A 24,404-nucleotide genomic window follows, 5' to 3' on the forward strand; every position below is an offset into this window, starting at 1 on the left:
CCGCGCGAGAGCAGGCCCTCGACGATGCCGGGCTTGCCGTCGTGGTAGCGGAAGCCGATCGAGCGGCCGTACTTCTTGTCGCCGCGGATCTTGTCGCGGAGCTTCTCCAGGCGGGCGTCGGTCTCCTCGGCGGAGAGCTGGGGCGCCCACTGGAAGGGGGTGTGCGGCTTGGGGACGAAACCGCCGATCGAGACCGTGCAGCGGATGTCGTTGGAGCGGGAGACCTCGCGGCCCTTGGCGATGACGTTCGCGGCCATGTCCGCGATCTGGAGGACGTCCTCGTCGGTCTCCGTGGGCAGGCCGCACATGAAGTACAGCTTCACCTGGCGCCAGCCGTTGCCGTACGCCGTCGCGACCGTCCTGATCAGGTCCTCTTCCGAGACCATCTTGTTGATGACCTTGCGCATGCGCTCCGAGCCGCCCTCGGGCGCGAAGGTCAGACCGGACCTGCGGCCGTTGCGGGTGAGCTCGTTGGCCAGGTCGACGTTGAACGCGTCGACGCGGGTCGAGGGCAGCGAGAGGCCGATCTTGTCGTCCTCGTAGCGGTCCGCGAGGCCCTTGGCGATGTCGCCGATCTCGCTGTGGTCCGCGGAGGACAGGGACAGCAGACCGACCTCCTCGAAGCCGGTCGCCTTCAGCCCCTTCTCGACCATCTCGCCGATGCCGGTGATGCTGCGCTCGCGCACCGGACGCGTGATCATGCCGGCCTGGCAGAAGCGGCAGCCGCGGGTGCAGCCGCGGAAGATCTCGACCGACATGCGCTCATGCACGGTCTCGGCGAGCGGGACCAGCGGCTGCTTGGGGTACGGCCACTCGTCGAGGTCCATCACGGTGTGCTTGGACACCCGCCACGGCACACCGCTGCGGTTCGGTACGACACGGGCGATCCGGCCGTCCGGCAGGTACTCCACGTCGTAGAACGCCGGGATGTACACCCCGCCCGTCTTCGCCAGGCGGAAGAGGACCTCCTCGCGGCCGCCGGGACGGCCCTCCGCCTTCCACTCGCGGATGATCCGCGTCATGTCGAGCACGGCCTGCTCGCCGTCGCCGATGACGGCCGCGTCGATGAAGTCGGCGATCGGCTCGGGGTTGAAGGCCGCGTGGCCGCCCGCGAGGACGATCGGGTCGTCGATCGTGCGGTTCCTGGACTCCAGCGGGATGCCCGCCAGGTCCAGGGCCGTGAGCATGTTGGTGTAGCCGAGCTCCGTGGAGAAGGACAGTCCGAAGACGTCGAACTCCTTGACCGGGCGGTGGCTGTCCACGGTGAACTGGGGGACGCCGTGCTCACGCATCAGCGCCTCCAGGTCCGGCCACACGCTGTACGTGCGCTCGGCGAGGACGCCCTCCTGCTCGTTCAGCACCTCGTAGAGGATCATGACGCCCTGGTTGGGCAGGCCGACCTCGTAAGCGTCCGGGTACATGAGCGCCCAGCGGACGTCACAGCTGTCCCAGGGCTTGACCGTGGAGTTCAGCTCGCCGCCCACGTACTGGATCGGCTTCTGCACATGCGGGAGCAGGGCTTCGAGCTGCGGGAACACCGACTCGACAGACATCGGGAGACTTTCGTGAGCTGACAGGGGTGACCATCAAGCGTAACCCGCTCACGGGCGTCGTCCGTACGCTCAGATTCCAGTCCCGCCCCTCACCCGCTCCCACAGCTCCGGCAGCTCCGCCTCGTCCGCCGCCGCCCGCTGCTCCTCGCGGCCGTACAGCACGCCGTAGGTGAACGCGCTCTCGCCCGCCGCGTGCGCCTGACCCGCGATGTCGCGCAGGGCCTCGCGGGCCATGACGCTGTCCTGGTGGTCACCGAGGAGGTTCTGGAGCGCCTTCGCGTTCTTGACCATGGCGGCGGCCGGGCCGCCGAGCGCGGGCTCGGCCGCCTCCGCCGCGTACCGGGTCCGCTTGGCCTTCTTGCGGGCCTCGTGCAGGGCGACGTCCCGGTCGTGGCCCGCGGGCAGGCCGAGGGCCTCCTCGATCAGCGCGGACACCTTGGCGAAGTCCTTGCGGACGGCCTTGGCGATCACCTTCTCCGGCTTCTTGGCGGCGGCCTTCAGCAGCGGCGGGCGGTCGATCAGCGCGTCCAGGGTGTCCAGGAGCGCCAGGTACCGCTTGCCGTCGAGGACGCCGATCAGGCGGCGCCGGGAACCGCCGCGGCGGGCGCCGGTCCAGCTGCGCAGCCGGCCGCGCAGGGGGCCGATCACCAGGGGGCGCGGGAGGTCCTCGACGGCGGCCGCGATGCGCTCGGTGAGCACCTCCTGGTCCCGGTCCACGCCCAGCTCGCCGGCCAGCCACTTCAGCTCCGCGCCGATCGGGTCGGTGACGGTCCGGTCCAGGACCTTGCCGTACGACCGGAAGGCGCTGCGCATCCGGCGGGTGGCGACCCGCATCCGGTGCACCGAGTCGAACTCGTCCCGTCGGACGGCCGGGTCGAGCGCGACGATGGCGTCCCGCTGGACACGGAGGTACGCCAGCACGTGGTCCCCGGCGGTCGTCGGACCGCCGGACGCTCCGCTGTCGGCGGGCGCCGTCGGTGCCGTCTGCCGCTTGCCCTTCCTCGTCCCCCCGGCCTTGTCGGGCTCCTTGGTCTCCGCCAGCGCCCGCGCCAGTTTGGACGCCGAGGTCGACGGGCGTACGCCCGCCTTGCGCAGCCGCTTCTCGACCTTGTCGAGGAAGGCCGGATCCCCGCCGTCGGCCAGCTCGACCTCGATCTCGGTCCACTGGGCGACCGCGCCGGGCGCCCCGCCCTCGCCGCCCAGCCGCTCCGCGTGCACGGCGTCCACGCTGACCTCGGCGAGCAGCCGGCCCTCCGCGTCGACGAGTTCGCGCACGTCGCGGGAGGAGAGGAGCCGGACCACGGGCACCAGCTCGGTGTCGCGGACCCGGGAGCGCAGCAGACCGGCGAGGCTGCGCGGGAGGGTGTCGGAGAGCGGGGCGCGGATCTCGTCGCGCACGTCCGTCTCCACCGGGAACTTCAGATGCCAGCCCGCGTCGGAGCCGCCGGTGCGGCGGCGCAGGGTGATGGCGGAGGCGGCGAGCCGTCCGTCCCGGGTGTCGTAGTACGTCGCGTCGAGCTCGGCGACGCCCTTGTCGAGGATGTCCGCGACACCGGCCACGCCGGTCAGGTCGGGAAGTCCGCTGTCATCGGCTTCGTACTTGCGCTCGATCTCGCGTTTCGTCTCCGCCATGACCCGACTTTAGATGTGGTCGGGTCATGACGACAGGGCCCACGGGAGGCGAGTGGCCGGTGAACGCCGGGTGAGCGCCCGGTGACAACGGGTTCACGCCGACATCGGGCGCTGCACTCTGATCGACTGCAACAGGCCCACCGCCACCCACACCGCGAACATCGATGTACCGCCGTACGACACGAACGGCAGCGGCAGTCCGGTGACCGGCATGATGCCGAGGGTCATGCCGATGTTCTCGAACGCCTGGAAGGCGAACCAGGCGACGATGCCGGCGGCGACGATCGTGCCGTACAGCTCGGTCGTCTCCCGGGCGATACGGCAGGCCCGCCACAGGACGACGCCGAGCAGCACGATGATCAGGCCGGCGCCGACGAAGCCCAGCTCCTCCCCCGCCACGGTGAAGACGAAGTCGGTCTGCTGCTCCGGGACGAACTGGCCGGTGGTCTGCGAGCCGTGGAAGAGACCGGCGCCCGTCAGCCCGCCCGAGCCGATGGCGATGCGGGCCTGGTTGGTGTTGTAGCCGACGCCCGCGGGGTCCAGCTCCGGGTTGGCGAAGGCGGCGAAGCGGGCGATCTGGTACTCGTCGAGGATGTGCAGCTGCCAGACGGCGATCGCCCCGACGGCGCCCGCGCCGAGCAGCCCGAACACCCACCGGTTGGACGCGCCGGAGGCGAGCAGCACGCCCAGCACGATGATGACCATGACCATGACCGACCCGAGGTCGGGCATCAGCATCACGATCAGCATCGGGACGGCGGCCAGTCCCAGCGCCTGCAGCACGGTCCGGTGATCGGGGTAGGTCTTGTCGCCGGCGTCGACCCGGGCGGCGAGCAGCATCGCCATGCCCAGGATGATCGTGATCTTCACGAACTCCGAGGGCTGGAGCGAGAATCCGCCGCCGAGCACGATCCAGGAGTGCGCGCCGTTGACCGTGGAGCCGAGCGGGGTGAGCACCAGCAGGATGCCGAAGACGGAGAGGCCGTAGAGGATCGGCACGGCGTTGCGCAGGGCGCGGTGGCCGAGCCAGACGGTGCCGATCATCAGGGCCAACCCGATGCCGGTGTTCATGATGTGCCGGATCAGGAAGTAGTAGGGGTCGCCCTGGTTGATCTCGGTGCGGTTGCGGGTCGCGGAGAACACCAGCACGGAGCCGATCAGCGACAGCGCGACGGCGGACAGCAGTATCGGCCAGTCCAGGCGCCGGGCCAGCGAGTCGCGGGCGAAGATCCGGGTCCAGCCGGCCCGCTCGGGGCCGTACCCCGAGACGGAGAAGCTGTTCGCGCCGGTCATGAGCACATCCTCCGGCTTCCTCGCCGTGCGGGCCCGCGCCGCCTTCTGCGGGTGTCCCGGTTGGTCGTCCCGGTGGGCGTGGTGGTCGCCGCGGGCTGGGTGTCGTCGGGGGCGGTGGCGCCCTGCTCGGCCGCCAGCGCGGCCTTGCGGTCGGCCACCAGGTCCTTCGCCGGGTCCTTGGAGATCTTCGGGGAGGTGATCGAGCCGTCCGGCCTGATCGTCGGGAGGGCCTTCTGCGGGGTGGGCAGCAGCGCCTTCTTCTTGTCGATCGAGCCGTCGGGCTGGACGCCGTACATCGCGCTGTAGATGTTGCGCACGGCCTCACCGGAGGCGCCGGAGCCCGTACCGGCCTGGGAGATGGTCATGATGACCGTGTAGTCCTTGGAGTAGGTCGCGAGCCAGGACGTGGTCTGCTTGCCGTAGACCTCGGCGGTACCGGTCTTGGCGTGCAGTTCGATCTTGTCCTGGGGCCAGCCGCCGAACTTCCACGCGGCCGTACCCCGGGTGATCACGCCGGCGAGGGCGGCGTCGATGCCCTTGAGGGTGGCCTGGGAGACCGGTGCCTTGCTCTTGACCTTGGGCTTGATCTCCGTGACCGTCCTGCCGTCGGCACTGATGATCGCCTTGCCGATGGTCGGCTCGTACATCGTGCCGCCGTTGGCGAGGGAGCCGTAGATCACGGCCTCCTGGATCGGGGTGACGAGGGTGTCGCCCTGGCCGATGGAGTAGTTGATCTCGTCACCGGCGCGCATCTTGTTGCCTTCGAGGCAGTTCTCGTAGGCGATCTTCTCGACGTAGCTGCCGTCCTTCTTGCCGTACTTGCACCAGGCGTCCTTGTTGGCCTTCCAGTAGTTCTGCTTCCACTGGCGGTCGGGGACGCGGCCGGTGACCTCGTTGGGCAGGTCGATGCCGGTCTCCCGGCCGAGGCCGAACTGGTGGGCCGCCTTGAAGAAGAAGTCCTTCGGCTCGCCCTTCTTCGGGTTGATGCCGCCGTCCTTCTTCCACTCGTTGTGCGCGAGGCCGTAGAAGACGGTGTCGCAGGAGACCTCCAGGGCGCGGCCGAGGGAGATCGGGCCGAAGTTCTCGCCCTCGAAGTTCTTGAAGACCTGGCCGCCGACCGAGTACGAGCTGGTGCACGGGTAGCCGCCGTCCCACTCGTAGCCGGCCTCGACGGCGGCGGCCGTGGAGACCACCTTGAACGTCGAACCGGGCGCGGACTGACCCTGTATGGCCCGGTTGAGCAGCGGGTAGTTGGAGTTCTTGCCGGTGAGCTTCTTGTAGTCCTTGGCGGAGATGCCGCCCACCCAGGCGTTCGGGTCGTAGGTCGGGGCGGACGCCATCGCGACGATGCGGCCCGTCCTGGCCTCCATCACGACGACCGCGCCGGAGTCCGCCTTGTAGTTCTCCCCGGTGATCTTGTCGAACTGCTCGCGGGCCTTCTTCATCGCCGCGTTCAGTTCGTACTCCGCGACGCGCTGGACCCGGGCGTCGATGCTGGTGACGAGGTGGGAGCCCGGTTCGGCGGGGGTGGCCTCCGCCTGGCCGATGACCCGGCCGAGGTTGTCCACCTCGTACCGTGTGACGCCGGCCTTGCCGCGCAGCTCCTTGTCGTACTCCCGCTCCAGGCCGGAGCGGCCGACCTGGTCGCTGCGCAGATACGGGGAGTCGGTGTCCTGGGCCTGCTGGATCTCCTCGTCGGTGACGGGCGAGAGATAGCCGAGGACCTGCGCGCTGTTCGCCTTGCCCGGGGCGGCGTAGCGGCGCACGGCCTCGGGTTCGGCGGTGATGCCGGGGAAGTCCTCGGCACGCTCGCGGATCTGCAGGGCCTGCTTGGGCGTCGCCTCGTCGGTGATGGGGATCGGCTGATACGGCGAGCCGTTCCAGCAGGGCTGGGGGGTGTGGGCGTCGCAGAGGCGGACCTTCTGCATGACCTCCGTCGGCGCGATGCCGAGGACGCCCGCGAGCTTGGTCAGGACGGCCTTGCCGTCGTCCTTCTGCTTCAGCAGGTCGGTGCGGGAGGCGGAGACGACCAGCCGTGTCTCGTTGTCCGCGAGGGGGACTCCGCGGGCGTCCAGGATGGAGCCGCGGACGGCGGGCTGGACGACCTGCTGGACGTGGTTGCCCGAGGCCTCCTTGGCGTAGGCCGCGCCCTCGCGGATCTGGAGGTACCACAGGCGGCCGCCGAGGGTGCCGAGCAGGGAGAGGACGAGGATCTGGATGACGACGAGGCGGATCTGGACGCGTGGGGTCCGTCCGGTCTCGGGAATGTTGGTCACTGCGGCTGCCTCCCCCTCTCAGCGTGTGGACGAATGTGCGGCATCTCGTGCCGGTGTACGAAGAATGAACGAAGCGCCGGTGCGGCCGCGTTCCACCGCGGCGTCGCCCGTCCGGGTGAACTCGCCGCCGCTCACAGCCGCTTGACCCCCTTGATGCGCCCGGCCCGCGCGGTCCGCGCCCGGACGGCCTTCATCCGCAGTCCGCCCCGCTGGCCGCCGATCTTGAGCCCGGTCCCGGCGGAGATCCAACCGGAGGAGATGTCGGCCGCCTTCGCCGCGGAGTTCGTCTCCGCCAGCGGGTCGTTCTCGGCGCGCCGGGCCAGGAACATGATCGCGGGGACCACGAAGGGCGCCAGCAGCAGGTCATACAGGGCGGCGCTGAACAGCAGCCCGACGAGGCCGACATGGCGGGCGGCGGTGTCGCCGACGAGGGCGCCCACCCCGGCGTACAGCAGGGTGGAGCCGATGGCGGCGCCGACGACCACGACCATCGGGCCGGTCGCGGACTTCAGCCGGCCGGTCTCCGGCTTGATGAGACCGGCCAGGTAGCCGATGACGCTCAGCACCAGCGCGTAGCGGCCGGCCGCGTGGTCGGCGGGCGGGGCGAGGTCGGCGAGGAGGCCCGCGCCGAAGCCGACGAGGGCGCCGCCGACATGGCCGTAGACCATGGCGAGGCCGAGGACGGTGAGCAGCAGCAGGTCGGGGACGGCACCGGGCAGATGGAGTCTGGCCAGGACGCTCACCTGGATCACCAGGGCGACCACGACCAGGGCCGTGGAGAGCAGGATCCGGTTGACACGCATGGGGATTCAGCTCCTACTGCTGCTCTTGCCGGCCGTCTTGCTGCGAGCCGTCGGAAGGGTTGGCCCCCGGGGTGACCGTCACGGTGACCGTGGGCGTCGGGATCGGCTTGGGCTTGGCGGGGAGCACGGTGTCGCGCGGGTCCTTCTTCGGGGCCTGGACGACGACGCCGACGATGTCGAGCTTGGTGAAGCTGACGTACGGCGTGACGTAGAGGGTGCGGGTGAGGTCGCCGCCGGAGGGGTCGACGCGGGAGACGACGCCGACGGGGACGCCGGGCACGAAGGGCTTGTCGGCCTGGGAGCCGAAGGTGACGAGCCGGTCCCCCTTCTTCACCTCGGCCTTGCCGTTGAGGAGTTCAACGCGCAGCGGCCGGTCGCCCTGACCGGAGGCGAAGCCGAGCTCGTCGGTGGCCTCCATGCGCGTGCCCACGGTGAAGTCGGGGTCGCTCGCGAGGAGCACGGTCGCGGTGTTCGGGCCGACCGTGGTGACCCGGCCGACGAGCCCGTCGCCGTTGAGGACGGTCATGTCGCGCCGGATCCCGTCGTTCGCTCCGACGTCGATGGTGATCGTCCAGGAGAAGCCCTGCGCCGCTCCTATGGCGATGACCTCGGCGCCCTTGATGCCGTACTGCCCCTCGCCCGCGATCTTCAGCATCTTGTCGAGCTGGGCGAGGCGGCTCTTGTTGCGGTCGTCGCTGCCGAGCTTCGCCTTGAGAGCCGCGTTCTCCTTCTCCAGCTCGGCGATGCGGTCGTGGCGCTCGCCGGAGTCACGGACGGCGGAGACGGCGTTGCCGACCGGGTCGACCGCGGAGGACACACCGTCCTCGATGGGCCCGAACACGGCGGCCGCGGCCTGCCGGGCACCGTCGACCGGTGAGTCCTCCCCGCCGCGGATGTCCACCGTGATCAACGCGAACGCGATGGCGACCAGCAGCACCAACAGCAGCCGGCTCTCTCGTGTGTCCCTCACGTGCGGCGGCCGTGCCCTTCCCGTTAGGAATCCAGAAGTTCAAGGAGTTTCAGGAATTCAGAGGTTCAGGAATTCGGGTAGCCCCCGCCCAGCCGGGCCGAGGGGCTCTTTGTGGAGCTTATGCCTCAATATCAACGATCCGCCGCACGAGAGGAGATCGTCTCGTACGGCGGAATCGAAGCGTTACGTCATCTGCGGGGCGCGGCGTCCAGCACCTGCTGGAGCGCCTCGAACTCCTCGACGCACTTGCCGGAGCCGAGCGCCACGCTGTCCAGCGGGTCCTCGGCGATGTGGATGGGCATGCCGGTCTCGCGCCGCAGCCGCTCGTCCAGACCGCGCAGCAGTGCTCCGCCGCCGGTCAGAACGATTCCGCGGTCCATGATGTCGCCCGACAGCTCGGGCGGACACTTGTCGAGGGTGGTCTTCACGGCGTCGACGATGGCGTTGACGGGTTCCTCGATCGCCTTGCGCACTTCGGCGGCCGAGATGACGACGGTCTTGGGCAGCCCGGAGACGAGGTCCCGGCCGCGGATTTCGGTGTGCTCGTCGGAGTCGAGGTCGTACGCCGAACCGATCGTGATCTTGATCTGTTCCGCCGTCCGCTCACCCAGAAGGAGCGAGTACTCCTTCTTGATGTGCTGGATGATCGCGTTGTCCAGCTCGTCGCCCGCGACGCGGATGGACTGGGCGGTGACGATGCCGCCGAGCGAGATGACCGCGACCTCCGTCGTGCCGCCGCCGATGTCCACCACCATGTTGCCCGTGGCCTCGTGGACCGGCAGGCCGGAGCCGATGGCCGCGGCCATGGGCTCCTCGATGATGTGCACCTGACGGGCGCCGGCCTGGGTCGACGCCTCGATGACGGCACGGCGCTCGACGCCGGTGATGCCGGAGGGCACACACACGACGACGCGCGGCCGGGCGAGATACCGCCGCTTGTGGATCTTCAGGATGAAGTAGCGGAGCATCCGCTCGGTGATCTCGAAGTCGGCGATCACGCCGTCCTTCAGCGGCCGCACGGCAACGATGTTGCCGGGCGTCCGCCCGATCATCTTCTTCGCTTCGGCGCCGACCGCGAGGATGCCACCGGTGTTGGTGTTGATCGCGACGACGGACGGCTCGTTCAGTACGATCCCGCGACCCCTGACGTACACCAGCGTGTTGGCGGTCCCGAGGTCGACAGCCATGTCACGGCCGATGAACGACATTGAGTTCCCCATCAGGATTCGTCTGGCCTTCCTGGGAGCTTTTGAGGGCTTTTCAGGTCGGCGAAGTGGGTGCTGTGACGTGAAGGATTCCATCGTAGTGGCGCCTTCGCGAGCACTGCGGGAGGGTCTTCGCCATTGTCAGCAGATGACGCGCCGCCCCGCTTGTGGAGACGGGCCATCGGGGGCACTCGTTCCCTCGATCGCCACGCATATGCCGCAGGGCGGCCGTTTTCCACGGCCGCCCTGGTCGGGCCGGGTCGGTGGGCTCAGGCGCGGCCGGGGAAGAAGATCTTCACCTCGCGCTCGGCCGACTCCTCCGAGTCGGAGGCGTGGATCAGGTTCTCGCGGACGATCACGCCGTAGTCGCCGCGGATGGAGCCGGGGGCGGCGGCGATCGGGTCGGTCGGACCGGCGAGCGCGCGCACACCCTCGATGACCCGCTCGCCCTCGACGATCAGCGCCACGACCGGGCCGGAGGACATGAACTCCACCAGCGGCTCGTAGAACGGCTTGCCCTTGTGCTCGCCGTAGTGCTGCTCCAGCGTGTCCTGGTCCAGGGAGCGCAGCTCCAGCGCGGTGATCTGCCAGCCGGCCTTGCGCTCGATACGGCTGATGATCTCGCCGGTCAGGCCGCGACGGACGGCGTCGGGCTTGAGGAGGACGAGGGTGCGCTGGGTCACGGGGACTCCTTATTCCTGCCAGGTGTGCGGTGGGACGAGGTTACAGGGCGTGTCGGCGTGCCTGTTACGCAGCGTCAGGTGTAGAGGAGGCGGACTGGGCGGCGAATCTCGCCTTCGCCTCGTCCACCTTCCGCCCGTAGTGCACCGACGCCCACCACAGGGCCGCGAACACCGCGCCCATGAAGAACATCAGCGGCACGAAGACCCCGGAGGCGATCAGGGCGAGCTGGAGCGCCCAGCCCAGGGCCACTCCCCCGGGGCGCGTGATCACCCCGCACAGCGCCAGGCACAGGAACATGGCGATCCCGCAGACCGTCCACACCGTGCCGGTGGACAGGTCGGCGTCCTTCATGGCGACCAGACCGGCGAAGCCGATGATGAAGAACTCGCCGATCAGCGTCGAGGAACACAGCGTGCGCATCGTCTACGACCTCAGCCCTTCCCGAGAAGCAGTCGGGCCTCGCCCACGGTGATGACGGAACCGGTGACGAGGACGCCGCCGCCGGCGAACTCGCCCTCCTCCTCGGCCAGCGTGATCGCCGCCTCCAGCGCGTCCGGCAGCCGCGGCTCGACCTGCACGCGCTCCTCGCCGAACACCTCGACGGCGATCGCGGCCAGCTCGTCGGCGTCCATCGCGCGATGGGTGGAGTTCTGGGTGATCACGACCTCCGCGAACACCGGCTCGAACGCCTCCAGCAGCCCGCGCACGTTCTTGTCGGCGCTCGCGCCGACCACGCCGATCAGACGGCTGAAGTCGAAGGCCTCGCCGATCGCCTCGGCGGTCACCCGGGCGCCCGCCGGGTTGTGCGCGGCGTCCAGGACGACGGTCGGGGAGCGGCGCAGGACTTCGAGGCGGCCGGGCGAGGACACGGCCGCGAACGCCTTGCGCACGGTGTCGATGTCGAGGGGCTCGGCCCGCGCCGCGCCGACGCCGAAGAACGCCTCCACGGCGGCCAGCGCGACCGCCGCGTTGTGCGCCTGGTGGGCGCCGTGCAGCGGGAGATACACATCGGTGTACTCGCCGCCCAGGCCGCGCAGGGTGAGCAGCTGGCCGCCCACGGCGATCTGTCGGGCGACGACCCCGAACTCCAGGCCCTCGCGGGCCACGGTGGCGTCCACCTCGACGGCCTTCTTCAGCAGCACCTGGGCCGCGTCGACCGGCTGCTGGGCCATGATGACCGTGGCGTCCTGCTTGATGACGCCGGCCTTCTCGCCGGCGATCTCGGCGGGCGTCTCACCGAGGCGGTCGGTGTGGTCGAGGTCGATGGGGGTCACGACGGCCACATCGCCGTCGATGACGTTGGTGGCGTCCCAGGAGCCGCCCATGCCGACCTCGACGACGGCCACGTCGACCGGGGCGTCCGCGAAGGCGGCGTACGCCATGCCGGTGAGGACCTCGAAGAAGGAGAGGCGGTACTCCTGCTGTCCGTCGACCATCTCGACGTACGGCTTGATGTCCTCGTACGTCTCGATGAAGCGCTCGGCGGAGATCGGGGCGCCGTCGAGGGAGATCCGCTCGGTGATCGACTGGACGTGCGGGCTCGTGTAGCGGCCGGTCCGCAGTTCGAAGGCGCCGAGCAGGGCCTCGACCATACGGGCGGTGGAGGTCTTGCCGTTGGTCCCCGTGATGTGGATCGAGGGGTACGACCGCTGCGGCTCGCCCAGGACGTCCATCAGGGCGGCGATGCGGGCGACGGACGGCTCCAGCTTCGTCTCGCCCCAGCGGGTGGCGAGCTCCGCCTCGACCTCGCGCAGGGCCTTGTCCAGCTCGGGGTCCTGCGGGCGTCCGGGCACGTCCGCCTGCGGCGCGCCGCCCTGGGTGCGCAGGGTACGGCTGCCGGCCTCGATCACGGCGAGATCGGGGTCGCGGTCGGTCTCGGCGTCGATGATCTCGTCGAAGGGGTCGCTGTCACTCACGGGGCCCAGTCTACGGAGGGCGACTGACAAAAGGTGCGGTGGCTCGGTCGGCCGACCTCGGCCGACGTCGGCCGACAAGGAACCCCCGGGGCTCGCCGGAGCTCCGGGGGTTCCTCGCACGCGTCGGCTCTTACGCCTGCGGCAGCTTGTCCAGCTGGGCCTGGATGCGGGTGATGTCCTCCTCCGCCTTGGCCAGGCGGGTGCGGATCTTGTCGACCACGTTGTCCGGGGCCTTCGCCAGGAACGCCTCGTTGCCGAGCTTGGCCTGGGCCTGGGCCTTCTCCTTCTCGGCCGCCGAGAGGTCCTTCGCGAGGCGCTTGCGCTCCGCCGCCACGTCGATCGTGCCGGAGAGGTCGAGGGCGACCTCCGCGCCGGCGACCGGCAGGGTGGCCGTCGCCGTGAAGGCGTCGCCCTCCGGCTGGAGGCGCAGCAGCTGGCGGATCGCCGCCTCGTGGGGCGCGAGCGCCGTGCCGTCGAGGGTCAGCCGGGCCGGGACGCGCTGGCCGGGCTGGAGGCCCTGGTCGGCGCGGAAGCGGCGGACCTCGGTGATGACCGACTGGAGCGACTCGATCTCCCGCTCGGCGGCCGGGTCACGGAAGCCGCTGTCCGTCGGCCACTCGGCGATGACGACCGACTCGCCACCGGTGAGGGTGGTCCAGAGGGTCTCGGTGACGAACGGGACGATCGGGTGCAGCAGCTTGAGGGTGACGTCGAGGACCTCGCCGAGGACCCGCTGGGAGACCTTGGCCGGCTCGCCGCCCGCGAGGAACGTCGTCTTGGACAGCTCGACGTACCAGTCGAAGACCTCGTCCCACGCGAAGTGGAAGAGGGCGTCGGACAGCTTGGCGAACTGGTAGTCCTCGTACAGGGCGTCGACTTCGGCGACGACCGAGTTGAGGCGGGAGAGGATCCAGCGGTCGGTCGCCGACATCTGCTCCTGAGAAGGCAGCGGGCCGTCCGCCGTCGCGCCGTTCATCAGCGCGAAGCGGGTCGCGTTCCAGATCTTGTTGGCGAAGTTGCGGGAGCCCTGGACCCAGTCCTCGCCGATCGGGACGTCGACGCCGGGGTTGGCGCCCCGGGCGAGGGTGAAGCGCAGGGCGTCGCTGCCGTACTTGTCCATCCAGTCCAGCGGGTTGACCGCGTTGCCGAAGGACTTCGACATCTTCTTGCCGAACTGGTCGCGGACCATGCCGTGCAGGGCGATGGTGTGGAACGGCGGGGTGCCGTCCATCGCGTACAGGCCGAACATCATCATCCGGGCGACCCAGAAGAAGAGGATGTCGTAGCCGGTGACCAGGACGGAGTTCGGGTAGAACTTCGCGAGCGACTCGGTCTGTTCGGGCCAGCCGAGCGTGGAGAAGGGCCACAGGCCCGAGGAGAACCAGGTGTCCAGGACGTCGGTGTCCTGGTGCCAGCCCTCGCCGGAGGGGATCTCGTCGTCGGGGCCGACGCAGACGACCTCGCCGTTCGGGCCGTACCAGACGGGGATGCGGTGGCCCCACCACAGCTGGCGCGAGATGCACCAGTCGTGCAGGTTGTCGACCCAGTCGAAGTACCGCTTCTCCATCTCCTGCGGGTGGATCTTGACGCGGCCGTCGCGGACGGCGTCGCCCGCCGCCTTCGCCAGCGGGCCGACCTTGACCCACCACTGCATCGACAGACGGGGCTCGATCGTGGTCTTGCAGCGCGAGCAGTGGCCCACCGAGTGGACGTACGGCCGCTTCTCGGCGACGATCCGGCCCTCGGCGCGCAGCGCGGCGACGATCGCGGAGCGGGCCTCCAGGCGGTCCAGGCCCTGGAACGGACCGTGGGCCGTGATGACGGCGTGCTCGTCCATGATCGTGATGGCCGGCAGGTCGTGCCGCTGGCCGATCTCGAAGTCGTTCGGGTCGTGCGCCGGGGTGACCTTGACGGCGCCCGTGCCGAACTCCGGGTCGACGTGCGTGTCGGCGACGACCGGGATGGAACGGTCGGTCAGCGGCAGCTTGATGAGCTTGCCGACGAGGTGCTTGTACCGCTCGTCGTCCGGGTGCACGGCGACGGCGGTGTCACCGAGCATGGTCTCGGCACGGGTCGTGGCGACGACGATGGTGTCGTCCCCCTCCCCGTACTTCATGGAGACCAGCTCGCCGTCGTCGTCCTGGTACTCGACCTCGATGTCCGAGATCGCCGTCAGACAGCGCGGACACCAGTTGATGATGCGCTCGGCGCGGTAGATCAGCTCGTCGTCGTAGAGCCGCTTGAAGATGGTCTGGACGGCCTGGGAGAGGCCCTCGTCCATCGTGAAGCGCTCACGGGACCAGGCGACGCCGTCGCCCAGGCGGCGCATCTGGCCGCCGATCTGGCCGCCGGACTCGGCCTTCCACTGCCAGACCCGCTCGACGAAGGCCTCGCGGCCGAGGTCGTGCCGGGACTTGCCCTCCTTGCCCAGCTCGCGCTCGACGACGTTCTGCGTGGCGATGCCGGCGTGGTCCATGCCGGGCTGCCACAGCGTCTCGAAGCCCTGCATGCGCTTGCGGCGGGTGAGGGCGTCGATGATGGTGTGCTCGAAGGCGTGGCCCAGGTGGAGCGAGCCCGTGACGTTCGGCGGCGGGATGACGATGGTGTACGGCGGCTTCTCGCTCTTGGCGTCCGCCTCGAAGTAACCCCGCTCCACCCAGCGCTCGTACAGCGGCCCCTCTACGTCGGCCGGCGCGTACTGGGTCGGCAGTTCGGTCGTGGGCGCTGGTGGCTGCTGCTGAGCGTTATCGGTCACGGGGCTCAGTTTAGAGGTGTCACGACCCCGTCCCGAAACGCGATTGTTTGGTAACGGTAGGGACCCCCGCTGCCATGAGCACGCCGTGCCTGGGCCAGGATGTGAGAACCACATAAGCATCTGGAGGGGAACCGAGTAATGAGTCAGAACCAGCCGGGCCCGTACGGCGGGCAGCCCCAGCAGCCCGGACCGTACGGTCAGCCGGGCCCGTACGGCCAGCAGCCGCAGGCGCCCCAGCCCGGTTACGGCTACCCTCAGCAGCCGCAGGCCCCCCAGCCGGGCTACGGCTACCCGCAGCAGGCCCCGCAGGGCGTGCCGCAGCAGCCCCCCGCGTACGGCCAGCCCGGTCAGCCCGGTCAGCCCCCCTACGGCCAGCAGCCGTACCCGACCGTGCCCCCGCCGCCGGCCGGTGGCAGCGGCAAGAAGAAGGCCGCGATCATCATCAGCGCGGTGGCGGTCGTCGCCGCGATCGCGGTGGGCGCGACCCTGCTGCTCGGCAAGAGCGGCGGCGGCTCGGACATCGCCGACGACGGCGCGCACAAGCTGACGACGCCGGCGACGGTCCTCACCGACTACAAGAAGTCCGAGGGCGCGGACAGCGGCGGCTTCGACGAGGACGACATCAAGGAAGCCGAGAAGCACGGCGTGGACAACGCCAAGGACGTGCACGCCGGTTACCAGTCCGGGGACGAGACCAACTACCTGTCCATGAAGATGATCAACTTCATGGGTGTGTACGGCGACATCGACGACCCCGAGGCGGTCGTGGACGCCATGTTCGCCGACACGAAGAAGCAGGCCAAGGAGGACAAGGAGGGCGAGGTCGTCGGCACGCCCAAGGAGTACAAGCCGGCCGGGCTGAAGGACGCCGTCCTGAAGTGCCAGGAGATGAAGGTCAAGGACTCGTCCGGCTCCAGCTCCGGCGGGCCGAGCGAGGTCAGCATGCCGGTGTGCATCTGGGGTGACCACAGCACCGTGGGCGTCATCATCCACGTCGACATGGCGAGCGCCATGGGCGGCAAGGGCGCCGACCTGGACTCCGCGGCCGAGATGACCGCGAAGTTCCGCAACGAGGTCCGCGTCAAGGCCTGACGCCGGCTCAACCGACGCGAAGGGGCCCCTGGTCGATCCGACCAGGGGCCCCTTCGTGTACTGCGTGCGGCGGTTACGCCGTCTTCGCCTCGCCCGGGCCGCGGCCGCGGGCGTCCCTCGGGATGAGGGTCGGGTTGACGTTGGAGTGGACGACGTCGGCCGTGATGACCACGCGGGCCACGTCCTTGCGGGACGGGACCTCGTACATCACCGACATCAGGACCTCTTCCATGATGGCGCGCAGGCCGCGGGCGCCGGTCTGGCGCAGGATCGCCTGGTCGGCGATGGCCTCCAGCGCCTCCCGCTCGAAGTCCAGCTCCACGCCGTCGAGTTCGAAGAGGCGCTGGTACTGCTTCACCAGCGCGTTGCGCGGCTCGACGAGGATCTGGAGGAGGGCCTCGCGGTCGAGGTTGTGGACGCTCGTGATGACGGGCAGGCGGCCGATGAACTCGGGGATCATGCCGAACTTGACGAGGTCCTCCGGCATGACCTCCTCGAACATGTCCTTGGCCTCCAGCTCCCGCTTGGAGCGGATCGTCGCGCCGAAGCCGATGCCCTTGGCGCCGGCCCGGGTCTCGATGATCTTCTCCAGGCCCGCGAAGGCACCGCCCACGATGAACAGCACGTTCGTCGTGTCGATCTGGATGAACTCCTGGTGCGGGTGCTTGCGGCCGCCCTGCGGCGGGACCGAGGCGGTGGTGCCCTCCAGGATCTTCAGCAGGGCCTGCTGCACGCCCTCGCCGCTCACATCGCGGGTGATCGACGGGTTTTCGCTCTTCCGCGCGACCTTGTCGATCTCGTCGATGTAGATGATCCCGGTCTCGGCCTTCTTGACGTCGTAGTCGGCCGCCTGGATCAGCTTGAGCAGGATGTTCTCGACGTCCTCGCCGACATAGCCCGCCTCGGTGAGCGCCGTGGCGTCGGCGATCGCGAACGGCACGTTCAGCATGCGGGCGAGGGTCTGCGCGAGGAGCGTCTTGCCCGAGCCGGTGGGGCCGAGCAGAAGGATGTTGGACTTCGCCAACTCGATGGCGTCGTCGCGGCCTTGGGCGCCGCCGTTCTCACCGGCCTGGACGCGCTTGTAGTGGTTGTACACCGCGACGGAGAGGGCCTTCTTCGCGGCCTCCTGGCCGACGACGTACCCCTCCAGGAACTCGTAGATCTCGCGGGGCTTGGGCAGTTCCTCCCAGCGCACCTCGCTCGTCTCGGCGAGTTCCTCCTCGATGATCTCGTTGCAGAGATCGATGCACTCGTCGCAGATGTACACACCGGGCCCTGCGATGAGCTTCTTGACCTGCTTCTGGCTCTTGCCGCAGAACGAGCACTTGAGCAGATCGCCGCCGTCACCGATGCGTGCCACGGTGTGCTTCCCCTTCGCCTGGGAGACGCCTGGACGTCTTTCGAGTCCAGCGGCTCCTGGTGCTGCCTTATGTCGACGGTACCTTGCCGGGCCCCCCGTTCGGGCCCCCCTTGGCACGGTTCACTTTGACGTGAGTCGTGTCAAACCGTGCCAAGGGACGGCAGACGCTTCGGCCTGCGCGTCAACGCAGGGACGCGTTGTTCATCTTCCGGGTGGAGATGATCTGGTCGATCAGCCCGTACGCGAGCGCGTCCTCGGCCGTGAGGATCTTGTCGCGCTCGATGTCCTCGCGGATCTTCTCGATCGGCGTGGTGGAGTGCTTGGCCAGCATCTCCTCCAGCTGCGAGCGCATCCGCAGGATCTCGTTGGCGGCGATCTCCAGGTCGGAGACCTGGCCGCGGCCGGTCTCGCTGTAGGGCTGGTGGATCAGCACGCGCGCGTTGGGCAGGGCCATGCGCTTGCCCGGCGTACCGGCGGCGAGCAGGATCGCGGCGGCGGAGGCCGCCTGACCCATGCAGACCGTCTGGATGTCGGGCTTCACGAACTGCATCGTGTCGTAGATGGCCGTCAGCGCGGTGAAGGAGCCGCCGGGGCTGTTGATGTAGACCGAGATGTCCCGGTCGGGGTCCATCGACTCCAGGCACAGCAGCTGCGCCATGACGTCGTTGGCGGAGGCGTCGTCGATCTGGACGCCGAGGAAGATCACGCGCTCCTCGAAGAGCTTCGCGTACGGGTCGTACTCGCGGATGCCCTGGGAGGTGCGCTCCACGAAGCGCGGGATGACGTAGCGGGACTCGGCCGTGGGGCCGGTGTACTCGGCGCTCGCGCGGTCGTAGAGGCCGCTGCCGGGGAAGCTGTTCACGGTTGTCTCCTGAAGGGGGCTGGGGCGGTGGCTGGGGCGCTTGCTGAGGCCCTGGGGCCCCGAGGGGCCGCCAGGGGGCCGTGAGGGGCCGCTAGGGGCCTCAGGAGCCCGCCCCGGTGCCGCCGCCGCCCGGCATGCCGACAGCCGTCGTGATGACGTCGTCGATGAGGCCGTACTCCTTGGCCTCGAAGGCGTCGAACCAGCGGTCGCGGTCCGAGTCGCGGGTGATCTGCTCGACCGACTGGCCGGTGTGCAGCGAGGTCAGCTCGGCCATGCGCTTCTTGGTGTGCAGCAGCCGCTCGGCGTGGATCTTGATGTCCGAGGCCGAACCGGCGAGGCCGGCGGAGGGCTGGTGGATCAGGATCTCGGCGTTCGGCAGGGCGAAGCGCTTGCCCGGGGTGCCGGCGCTCAGCAGGAACTGGCCCATCGAGGCCGCGAGGCCCATGGCGATGGTCACCACGTCGTTCTTGATGAACTGCATGGTGTCGTAGATCGCCATACCGGCCGTGATCGAACCGCCGGGGCTGTTGATGTACAGGTAAATGTCCTTGTCCGGGTCGGCGGCAAGGAGCAGCAGCTGCGCGGTGATCTTGTTCGCGATGTCGTCGTCGACCGGCTGGCCGAGGAAGATGATCCGCTCGCCGAGCAGCCGGTTGTAGACCTGGTCACCGAGGCCGCCACCGATGGAAGGCTCGCCGGCGGCGTAGGGCATCAGATTCGTCACGTATCCACCTGCTCGTCTTACGACGGCGCCGGGCCGTCTCAGATTGTTCTGCCTTTCATGGACCCTAACGCGCGGGTCCCTCCGGGGAGTCCCGGAGAAAGCGGTGTTCGCCGGGGGCGTAGTGACCTTTGCGGAACGGGGACGGGCCCCGGGCACCAAGTGCCAGGGGCCCGTCGCGGGTCCTTCAGCGCTGCCGTACGAGCCGGAGCGGGGGCTGCCGTGCGGCTCAGGCCTCGGGCTTGTCCTCGGCCTCGACCTCGGTGCCCTCGGCGGCCTCGACGGTCTCCGTCGCGGCCTCGACCTCGTCCTCGTCGTCCAGGTCGATGATCTCGCCGTTGGTGTCCTTCACCGTGGCGCTCTCGACGACCAGGGCCAGCGCCTTGCCGCGGGCGACCTCGCCGACCAGGAGCGGAACCTGGCCGCCCTCGACGACGGCCTGGGCGAACTGGTCGGGCGACATGCCGGAGGAGGCGGCACGGCGCATGAGGTGCTCGGTGAGCTCCTCCTGGTTGACGTTGAGCTTCTCGCGCTTGACGAGCTCGTCCAGGACGAACTGGGTCTTGATGCCCTTGACCGCGGCGTCCTTGGTCTCGGTCTCGAACTCCTCGACGGTCTTGCCCTGGAGCTCCAGGTACTTGTCGAGGGTCAGGCCCATCTGGCCGAGCTGGTGGTGCTCCAGGTTGTGCTTGCGGGTGTTGATCTCGTCCTCGAGGAGCTTCTCGGGAACGGGCACCTCGACGAGCTCCAGCAGCTTCTCCAGGACGCGCTCCTGGGCCTGCGTGGCCTGGTCGTACTGCTTCATGTTCTCCAGGCGCTTGCGGCTGTCGGCCTTCAGCTCCTCGAGGGTGTCGAACTCGGAGGCGAGCTGCGCGAACTCGTCGTCCAGCTCGGGCAGTTCGCGCGCGGCGACCTGGGTGACCTTGACGGAGACCTCGGCCTCCTGGCCGGCGGCGGAGCCGCCCTTGAGCTCGGAGGTGAAGGTGGCCTCGCCACCGGCCTCCAGGCCCTTCACGGCGTCGTCGATGCCGTCGAGCAGCTCGCCGGAGCCGATCGTGTAGGAGACACCGTTGGCGATGCCGTCCTCCAGGACCTCGCCGTCGACCTTGGCCTCCAGGTCCACGGTCACGACGTCGCCGTCCTCGGCGGCGCGCTCGACCGGGCTGGTGGAGGCGAAGCGCTCGCGCAGCTGCTCGACCGACTTCTCGACGTCCTCGTCGGTGACCTCCACGGCGTCGACCTCGACCTCGATGGAGGAGAAGTCCTCGGGGAGCTCCAGGGCGGGGCGGACGTCGACCTCGGCGGTGAAGTTCAGCGTCTCGCCGTCCTTCAGCTCGGTGATGTCGACCTCGGGCTGGCCCAGGACGCTGAGCTCGGCCTCGTTGACCGCCTCCGTGTAGAACTTCGGCAGCGCGTCGTTGACGGCCTCCTCCAGCACGGCGCCACGGCCGAACCGCTGGTCGATGACCCGCGCGGGGATCTTGCCCTTGCGGAAGCCCTTCACCGTGACCTGCTGGTTGATCTTCTTGTACGCCGCGTCGAGGCTGTCCTTGAGCTCCTCGAAGGGCACCTCGACAGTGAGCCGAACCCGGGTCGGGTTCAGGGTCTCCACGGCGCTCTTCACGGTTCGGTCTCCTTGTGGCTGACTTCTTGGGTTCTGCCGGAGCCAGAATGGTCCCGGCGGATGGTCGCCCGGAGGATTTCCCGGAGGATTTCGTCGGCCTGGTCGGGCCGGGCACACGGGCGCGCAGCTTGCATAGTAACCGCAGGCGCCGAGCGTCCCAAAAGACGATCGCCGCGGCGGTGCGCGGGACGATCACGCGGGCGGCCGGGACGATGATCCGGCAGGTGGTCGGGGTGGCGGGATTTGAACCCACGGCCTTCCGCTCCCAAAGCGGACGCGCTACCAAGCTGCGCCACACCCCGTCTGGTGCGAGACGTAGGGTACATCCCCGCGCACGCGTCGACCGCCGCATTCCGGGAGCGTACGGGGGCGGACCGCCGAGCTGGGGCGCGCGGCGCGCTCCGGCGGGAAACGGGTGTGCGGCGAGGGGCGTCGACCCGCTACGATGCGTGCAGTGCCGCGGTCCTCACGACCCGCGGCGCGTGCTGTGCGGGCGTAGCTCAATGGTAGAGCCCTAGTCTTCCAAACTAGCTACGCGGGTTCGATTCCCGTCGCCCGCTCCGGTCCGAGACCCCGGCGTTCGTCGCCGGGGTCTCGTGCGTTGCGGAAGGCGGCCGGTTCCCGGTCGGGTCAGAAGCTGATCGAGTTGATCGTTTCCGCCAGGGAGTTCAGGAATCTGTTGATCGACGGGGCCATGCCCGTCGAGGCGAGGAAGAAGCCGAAGAGGATCGCGACGATGGCGGGGCCCGCCTTGATGGAGCCGCCTCGCATCAGCACCACCAGGATGATCGCCAACAGCAGCACAACAGACAGTGAAATGGCCACAACTGATCACGCCCTCGGTCGTCCGCACTCCCGGCCCGGGGCTGCGACCCCTCGCACCCCCGCCGTAGTCCATCGTGCCACCAACCCGGCCCGGGCATGCGGCGCGTGACACATCTTCCGTAGGCGTTCCATCGGCGGCGCGCATTACGGGAGTTCGTTTCCGTATCCGCACAACGTATTCGCAGGTAATGCCGAATTGACGCCGCCGGGCGGTGAACGCCTCCACCACGGCAGGGAGTTTGCACCTTTTGGTCGGTATTTAGCGGGGAAGAATCACGACATACCGGCCCATCGCGTCAGCAGTTCGGCGCCCATTAACCGGAATGACCTGCGGGGTTTTACGCCGTCCCGCGCGCGCAACTAGGGTGCCTCGAATGCAACGCGACGCCTTCTTCGACAACGCCAAGTATCTGGCGATCGTGCTGGTGGCCGTGGCCCACTCCTGGGAGCCGCTCAAAAGCGACAGCCGGGCGCTCCAGGCCGCGTACCTGCTCGTGTACGCCTTCCACATGCCGGCGTTCATCGTCGTCTCCGGGTACTTCTCCCGCGACTTCGACGGCAGTCCGAGACGGCTGAAGCGGCTGATCACCGGCGTCGCCGTGCCGTACATCGTCTTCGAGACGGCCTATCCGCTCTTCCGCGAGGCCGTCGACGGCGTCCCCATGGACATCTCGCTGCTCGACCCCTGGTATCTGACCTGGTTCCTCGTCGCCCTGTTCCTGTGGCGGCTGACCACACCCATCTGGAAGCTCGTCCGGTGGCCGCTGCCGCTCGCCCTGGGCGTCGCCGCGCTGGCCTCCCTCACCCCGGGCATCGGTGACGATCTCGATCTCCAGCGGGTGCTGCAGTTCCTGCCGTACTTCGTGCTCGGCCTGTCTCTGCGCGCCGAACACTTCCAGGTCGTACGGCGGCCCGCCGTGCGCGCTGCCGCCGTGCCCGTGTTCGCCCTCGCGCTCGCCTTCTCCTGGTGGGCGGTGCCCCGGATGGACGCGGGCTGGTTCTACCACCGGGACTCCGCGCAGGAGCTCGGCGCGCCCTGGTGGGCCGGGCCGGTGATGCAGCTGGCGCTGTTCGGCTGCGCGCTGCTGCTCACCGGGTGCTTCCTCGCCTGGGTGCCCGGGCGCGCGATGTGGTTCACCTCGCTGGGCGCGGGCACGCTCTACGGCTATCTGCTGCACGGGTTCCTGCTCAAGGGGGCCGAGTACCGCGGGTGGTACGACCTGGCGCCGCTGCACAGCCACGTGGGTGAGGTGCTGGTGAGCCTCGCGGCCGCCGCGGCCGTGACCCTCCTGTGCACCCCACCCGTACGGAAGGTGTTCCGGTGCGTGGTGGAACCCCGGATGGAGTGGGCGTTCAAGCGGGACCCGGTGAGCGCCGCCCGCGAGCGGACCCGCGAGAACGTCCCGGCTCCTACGCGCCCTTGAGGTGCCTCATCAGGCGCTCGAAGTCCCTCCAGCCCGAGAGATCCGACGGGTCGCCCGGCAGGGGGTAGTACAGGGCGGGGCGGGTCCTCGGGCCCAGTTCCAGCGGGGCCTCCGCCAGCGGGGTGCGCCTCGCCCGGTCGCCCGGCATCTCGCGGACCTCCTCCGCGCCCAGCACGAACGCGTACGGGACGCCCGGCCCCTCGAAGTGCGGCGGGACCGACAGATCACGACGGGCCCGCCGGATCTGGACCAGCATCGACTGCAGGTCATGGCGGGTGGCCAGAACCTCGGCCGCCTTGCGCACCGCGTCCGTGGGCGGCTCCTCCGCCGCGCCGTAGCCGAAGGACAGCGTGACGTCCTCCTCCACGCCGCCCTTGGTGCGGGTGACCCGGACGGTGGCCAGGCCCGGGCGTTCCGGGGTGCCCACGACCACGAACCAGGTGGGCTCCGGGGCGCGTTCGAACGCCACGTCCGTCAACTGGCGCAGGTTCCACGGCAGGTTGGCGGGCTCCTCGGTGCCCCAGCCGGCCGGTGGCTCGCCGGTGATCTCGCGCCACACCGCCTCCAGGGCACCGCCGAGGACCAGGCGGTCGTCGGCCGGGTGGACGCAGCGGAAGGAGATCGCCAGCTGGCGCTCACCGGTGTCGGCCGTGTTCTCGGCGAACGTCTCGGCCATCGGCGTACGCGGGTCCCGCGGGGTCGCCTCAGCCGACTCGACGGTCACGAACAGGCCGTTCTTCCACTCCAGCACGGCGCCGGACAGGCCGTCGTAGTAGCCGCACCGCTCGTCCTGGACGACCCAGCGCGAGGGCCAGCCGGGCAGGTTGTGGCGGACCGCCGGGGAGAGGCGGGTGCCGGCGGGGGTGACGATCTGCAGGCCGAGCTCATGGTTCGCGGCCGCCCGGAAGGTGTCGGCGAGCCAGGCGGTCATGGCCACCACCGGGCGGTCCTGGATGACGACCGCGACCTTGTCGGTCAGGACGTCCACGGCCGGCTGGGCCGCCGCCGGGACCGGCACCGCCGTCACACCGTCGCTCTTCACGACGCCGACGGAGGTCGCCATCTCGCGCGGCCACGCCGTGCCGCCCACCAGCATGGCGATCCGCGCCGCGAAGGTGCCGGCCAGCGCCTCCGCCTGCTTCACGCCGGTGGTGGCGCGGGCCTCGGTCCACCAGTAGGGGACCTCCGGCTCGTCCGCGCCGAGCAGCCGCTGGGCCTCTCCCCTGACCTGGACGAGCAGCGGCGCCTCGATGGAGACCAGGGGGCGGCCCTCCTCGTCGTGCAACCGGATCAGCGCCCCGTCGCCCTCGGCGCCGACCAGCACGTCCGGGCCGCCCGAGAGCAGGCCCGCGATCACGCTCAGCGGGTCGGGCATGGTCTTCGTGAGGGCTACGACGTCCTTCGTCATG

19 protein-coding genes and 2 tRNA genes are annotated in these 24,404 nt (G+C 69.6%); 3 read left to right on the forward strand and 18 right to left on the reverse strand.

Going from position 1 to position 24,404, the window contains the following annotated elements; translation table 11 throughout:
- The 11 genes from ACZ5NW_RS16370 to ACZ5NW_RS16420 form a co-directional block, all read right to left on the reverse strand.
- The coding region (locus ACZ5NW_RS16370) for a TIGR03960 family B12-binding radical SAM protein (RefSeq protein WP_468744511.1) at positions 1-1,553 on the reverse strand (1,553 nt) is incomplete at its 3' end.
- Between the two features lie 69 nt (positions 1,554-1,622).
- A complete protein-coding gene (locus tag ACZ5NW_RS16375; protein WP_468744512.1) occupies positions 1,623-3,185 on the reverse strand; it encodes a CYTH and CHAD domain-containing protein in 1,563 nt (520 codons plus the stop codon).
- Between the two features lie 93 nt (positions 3,186-3,278).
- The gene (rodA, locus tag ACZ5NW_RS16380; protein ID WP_468744513.1) at positions 3,279-4,478 is read right to left on the reverse strand and encodes a rod shape-determining protein RodA; all 1,200 of its coding nucleotides are present in this window, start codon (positions 4,476-4,478) and stop codon (positions 3,279-3,281) included.
- Positions 4,475-6,754, reverse strand: coding sequence for a penicillin-binding protein 2 (gene mrdA, locus ACZ5NW_RS16385; RefSeq protein WP_468744514.1), 2,280 nt, complete (start codon positions 6,752-6,754; stop codon positions 4,475-4,477). Before mrdA ends, rodA begins: the two co-directional genes overlap by 4 nt.
- Positions 6,755-6,885: 131 nt before the next feature.
- Positions 6,886-7,557, reverse strand: coding sequence for a rod shape-determining protein MreD (gene mreD, locus ACZ5NW_RS16390; RefSeq protein ID WP_468744515.1), 672 nt, complete (start codon positions 7,555-7,557; stop codon positions 6,886-6,888).
- Positions 7,558-7,570: 13 nt separating this feature from the next.
- On the reverse strand, positions 7,571-8,527 hold the full coding sequence (gene mreC / locus ACZ5NW_RS16395) for a rod shape-determining protein MreC (RefSeq protein ID WP_468744516.1): 957 nt from the start codon (positions 8,525-8,527) through the stop codon (positions 7,571-7,573).
- A gap of 188 nt (positions 8,528-8,715) precedes the next feature.
- Complete coding sequence (locus tag ACZ5NW_RS16400; protein WP_030779466.1) at positions 8,716-9,735, reverse strand: rod shape-determining protein; 1,020 nt, start codon at positions 9,733-9,735, stop codon at positions 8,716-8,718.
- A gap of 266 nt (positions 9,736-10,001) precedes the next feature.
- Positions 10,002-10,415 carry a nucleoside-diphosphate kinase gene (gene ndk, locus ACZ5NW_RS16405; RefSeq protein WP_468744517.1) on the reverse strand — a complete coding sequence of 138 codons (414 nt, stop codon included), beginning with the start codon at positions 10,413-10,415 and terminating at the stop codon, positions 10,002-10,004.
- A 64-nt stretch (positions 10,416-10,479) separates the two neighbouring features.
- Positions 10,480-10,836 (reverse strand): DUF4233 domain-containing protein, encoded by a 357-nt coding sequence (locus ACZ5NW_RS16410; RefSeq protein ID WP_468744518.1) that lies wholly within the window; start codon positions 10,834-10,836, stop codon positions 10,480-10,482.
- Positions 10,837-10,847: 11 nt separating this feature from the next.
- Positions 10,848-12,332: a bifunctional tetrahydrofolate synthase/dihydrofolate synthase gene (gene folC / locus ACZ5NW_RS16415; protein ID WP_468744519.1), complete on the reverse strand. Its 1,485-nt coding sequence runs from the start codon at positions 12,330-12,332 to the stop codon at positions 10,848-10,850.
- A 130-nt stretch (positions 12,333-12,462) separates the two neighbouring features.
- Positions 12,463-15,087, reverse strand: a complete 2,625-nt coding sequence (locus ACZ5NW_RS16420; RefSeq protein ID WP_468744520.1) for a valine--tRNA ligase — start codon at positions 15,085-15,087, stop codon at positions 12,463-12,465.
- Between the two features lie 138 nt (positions 15,088-15,225).
- Between ACZ5NW_RS16420 and ACZ5NW_RS16425 the strand changes: the two genes are divergently transcribed.
- Positions 15,226-16,179 (forward strand): hypothetical protein, encoded by a 954-nt coding sequence (locus tag ACZ5NW_RS16425; protein ID WP_468744521.1) that lies wholly within the window; start codon positions 15,226-15,228, stop codon positions 16,177-16,179.
- A gap of 73 nt (positions 16,180-16,252) precedes the next feature.
- Here the strand turns inward: ACZ5NW_RS16425 and clpX are convergent, their stop codons facing one another.
- From clpX to ACZ5NW_RS16450, 5 genes are all read right to left on the reverse strand, one after another.
- A complete protein-coding gene (gene clpX / locus ACZ5NW_RS16430) occupies positions 16,253-17,539 on the reverse strand; it encodes an ATP-dependent Clp protease ATP-binding subunit ClpX (RefSeq protein ID WP_468744522.1) in 1,287 nt (428 codons plus the stop codon).
- A 181-nt stretch (positions 17,540-17,720) separates the two neighbouring features.
- Complete coding sequence (locus tag ACZ5NW_RS16435) at positions 17,721-18,401, reverse strand: ATP-dependent Clp protease proteolytic subunit (protein WP_468744523.1); 681 nt, start codon at positions 18,399-18,401, stop codon at positions 17,721-17,723.
- Between the two features lie 100 nt (positions 18,402-18,501).
- Positions 18,502-19,113 (reverse strand): ATP-dependent Clp protease proteolytic subunit, encoded by a 612-nt coding sequence (locus tag ACZ5NW_RS16440; RefSeq protein WP_468745080.1) that lies wholly within the window; start codon positions 19,111-19,113, stop codon positions 18,502-18,504.
- A gap of 238 nt (positions 19,114-19,351) precedes the next feature.
- On the reverse strand, positions 19,352-20,746 hold the full coding sequence (gene tig, locus ACZ5NW_RS16445; protein WP_468744524.1) for a trigger factor: 1,395 nt from the start codon (positions 20,744-20,746) through the stop codon (positions 19,352-19,354).
- A gap of 225 nt (positions 20,747-20,971) precedes the next feature.
- Positions 20,972-21,048, reverse strand: a tRNA-Pro gene (locus ACZ5NW_RS16450).
- A 187-nt stretch (positions 21,049-21,235) separates the two neighbouring features.
- Between ACZ5NW_RS16450 and ACZ5NW_RS16455 the strand changes: the two genes are divergently transcribed.
- Positions 21,236-21,306 (forward strand) — tRNA-Gly (locus ACZ5NW_RS16455).
- 70 nt (positions 21,307-21,376) lie between these two features.
- Here the strand turns inward: ACZ5NW_RS16455 and ACZ5NW_RS16460 are convergent.
- Complete coding sequence (locus tag ACZ5NW_RS16460) at positions 21,377-21,571, reverse strand: hypothetical protein (RefSeq protein ID WP_067241091.1); 195 nt, start codon at positions 21,569-21,571, stop codon at positions 21,377-21,379.
- 323 nt (positions 21,572-21,894) lie between these two features.
- Between ACZ5NW_RS16460 and ACZ5NW_RS16465 the strand changes: the two genes are divergently transcribed.
- Positions 21,895-22,995 carry an acyltransferase family protein gene (locus ACZ5NW_RS16465; protein WP_468744525.1) on the forward strand — a complete coding sequence of 367 codons (1,101 nt, stop codon included), beginning with the start codon at positions 21,895-21,897 and terminating at the stop codon, positions 22,993-22,995.
- Here ACZ5NW_RS16465 and ACZ5NW_RS16470 read toward each other — a convergent pair.
- Positions 22,982-24,403, reverse strand: coding sequence for a DUF6177 family protein (locus ACZ5NW_RS16470; protein WP_468744526.1), 1,422 nt, complete (start codon positions 24,401-24,403; stop codon positions 22,982-22,984). The genes ACZ5NW_RS16465 and ACZ5NW_RS16470 overlap by 14 nt on opposite strands.
- Between the last annotated feature and the right edge of the window lies 1 nt (position 24,404).

This window comes from Streptomyces sp. NPDC032126 (genome assembly GCF_055580085.1).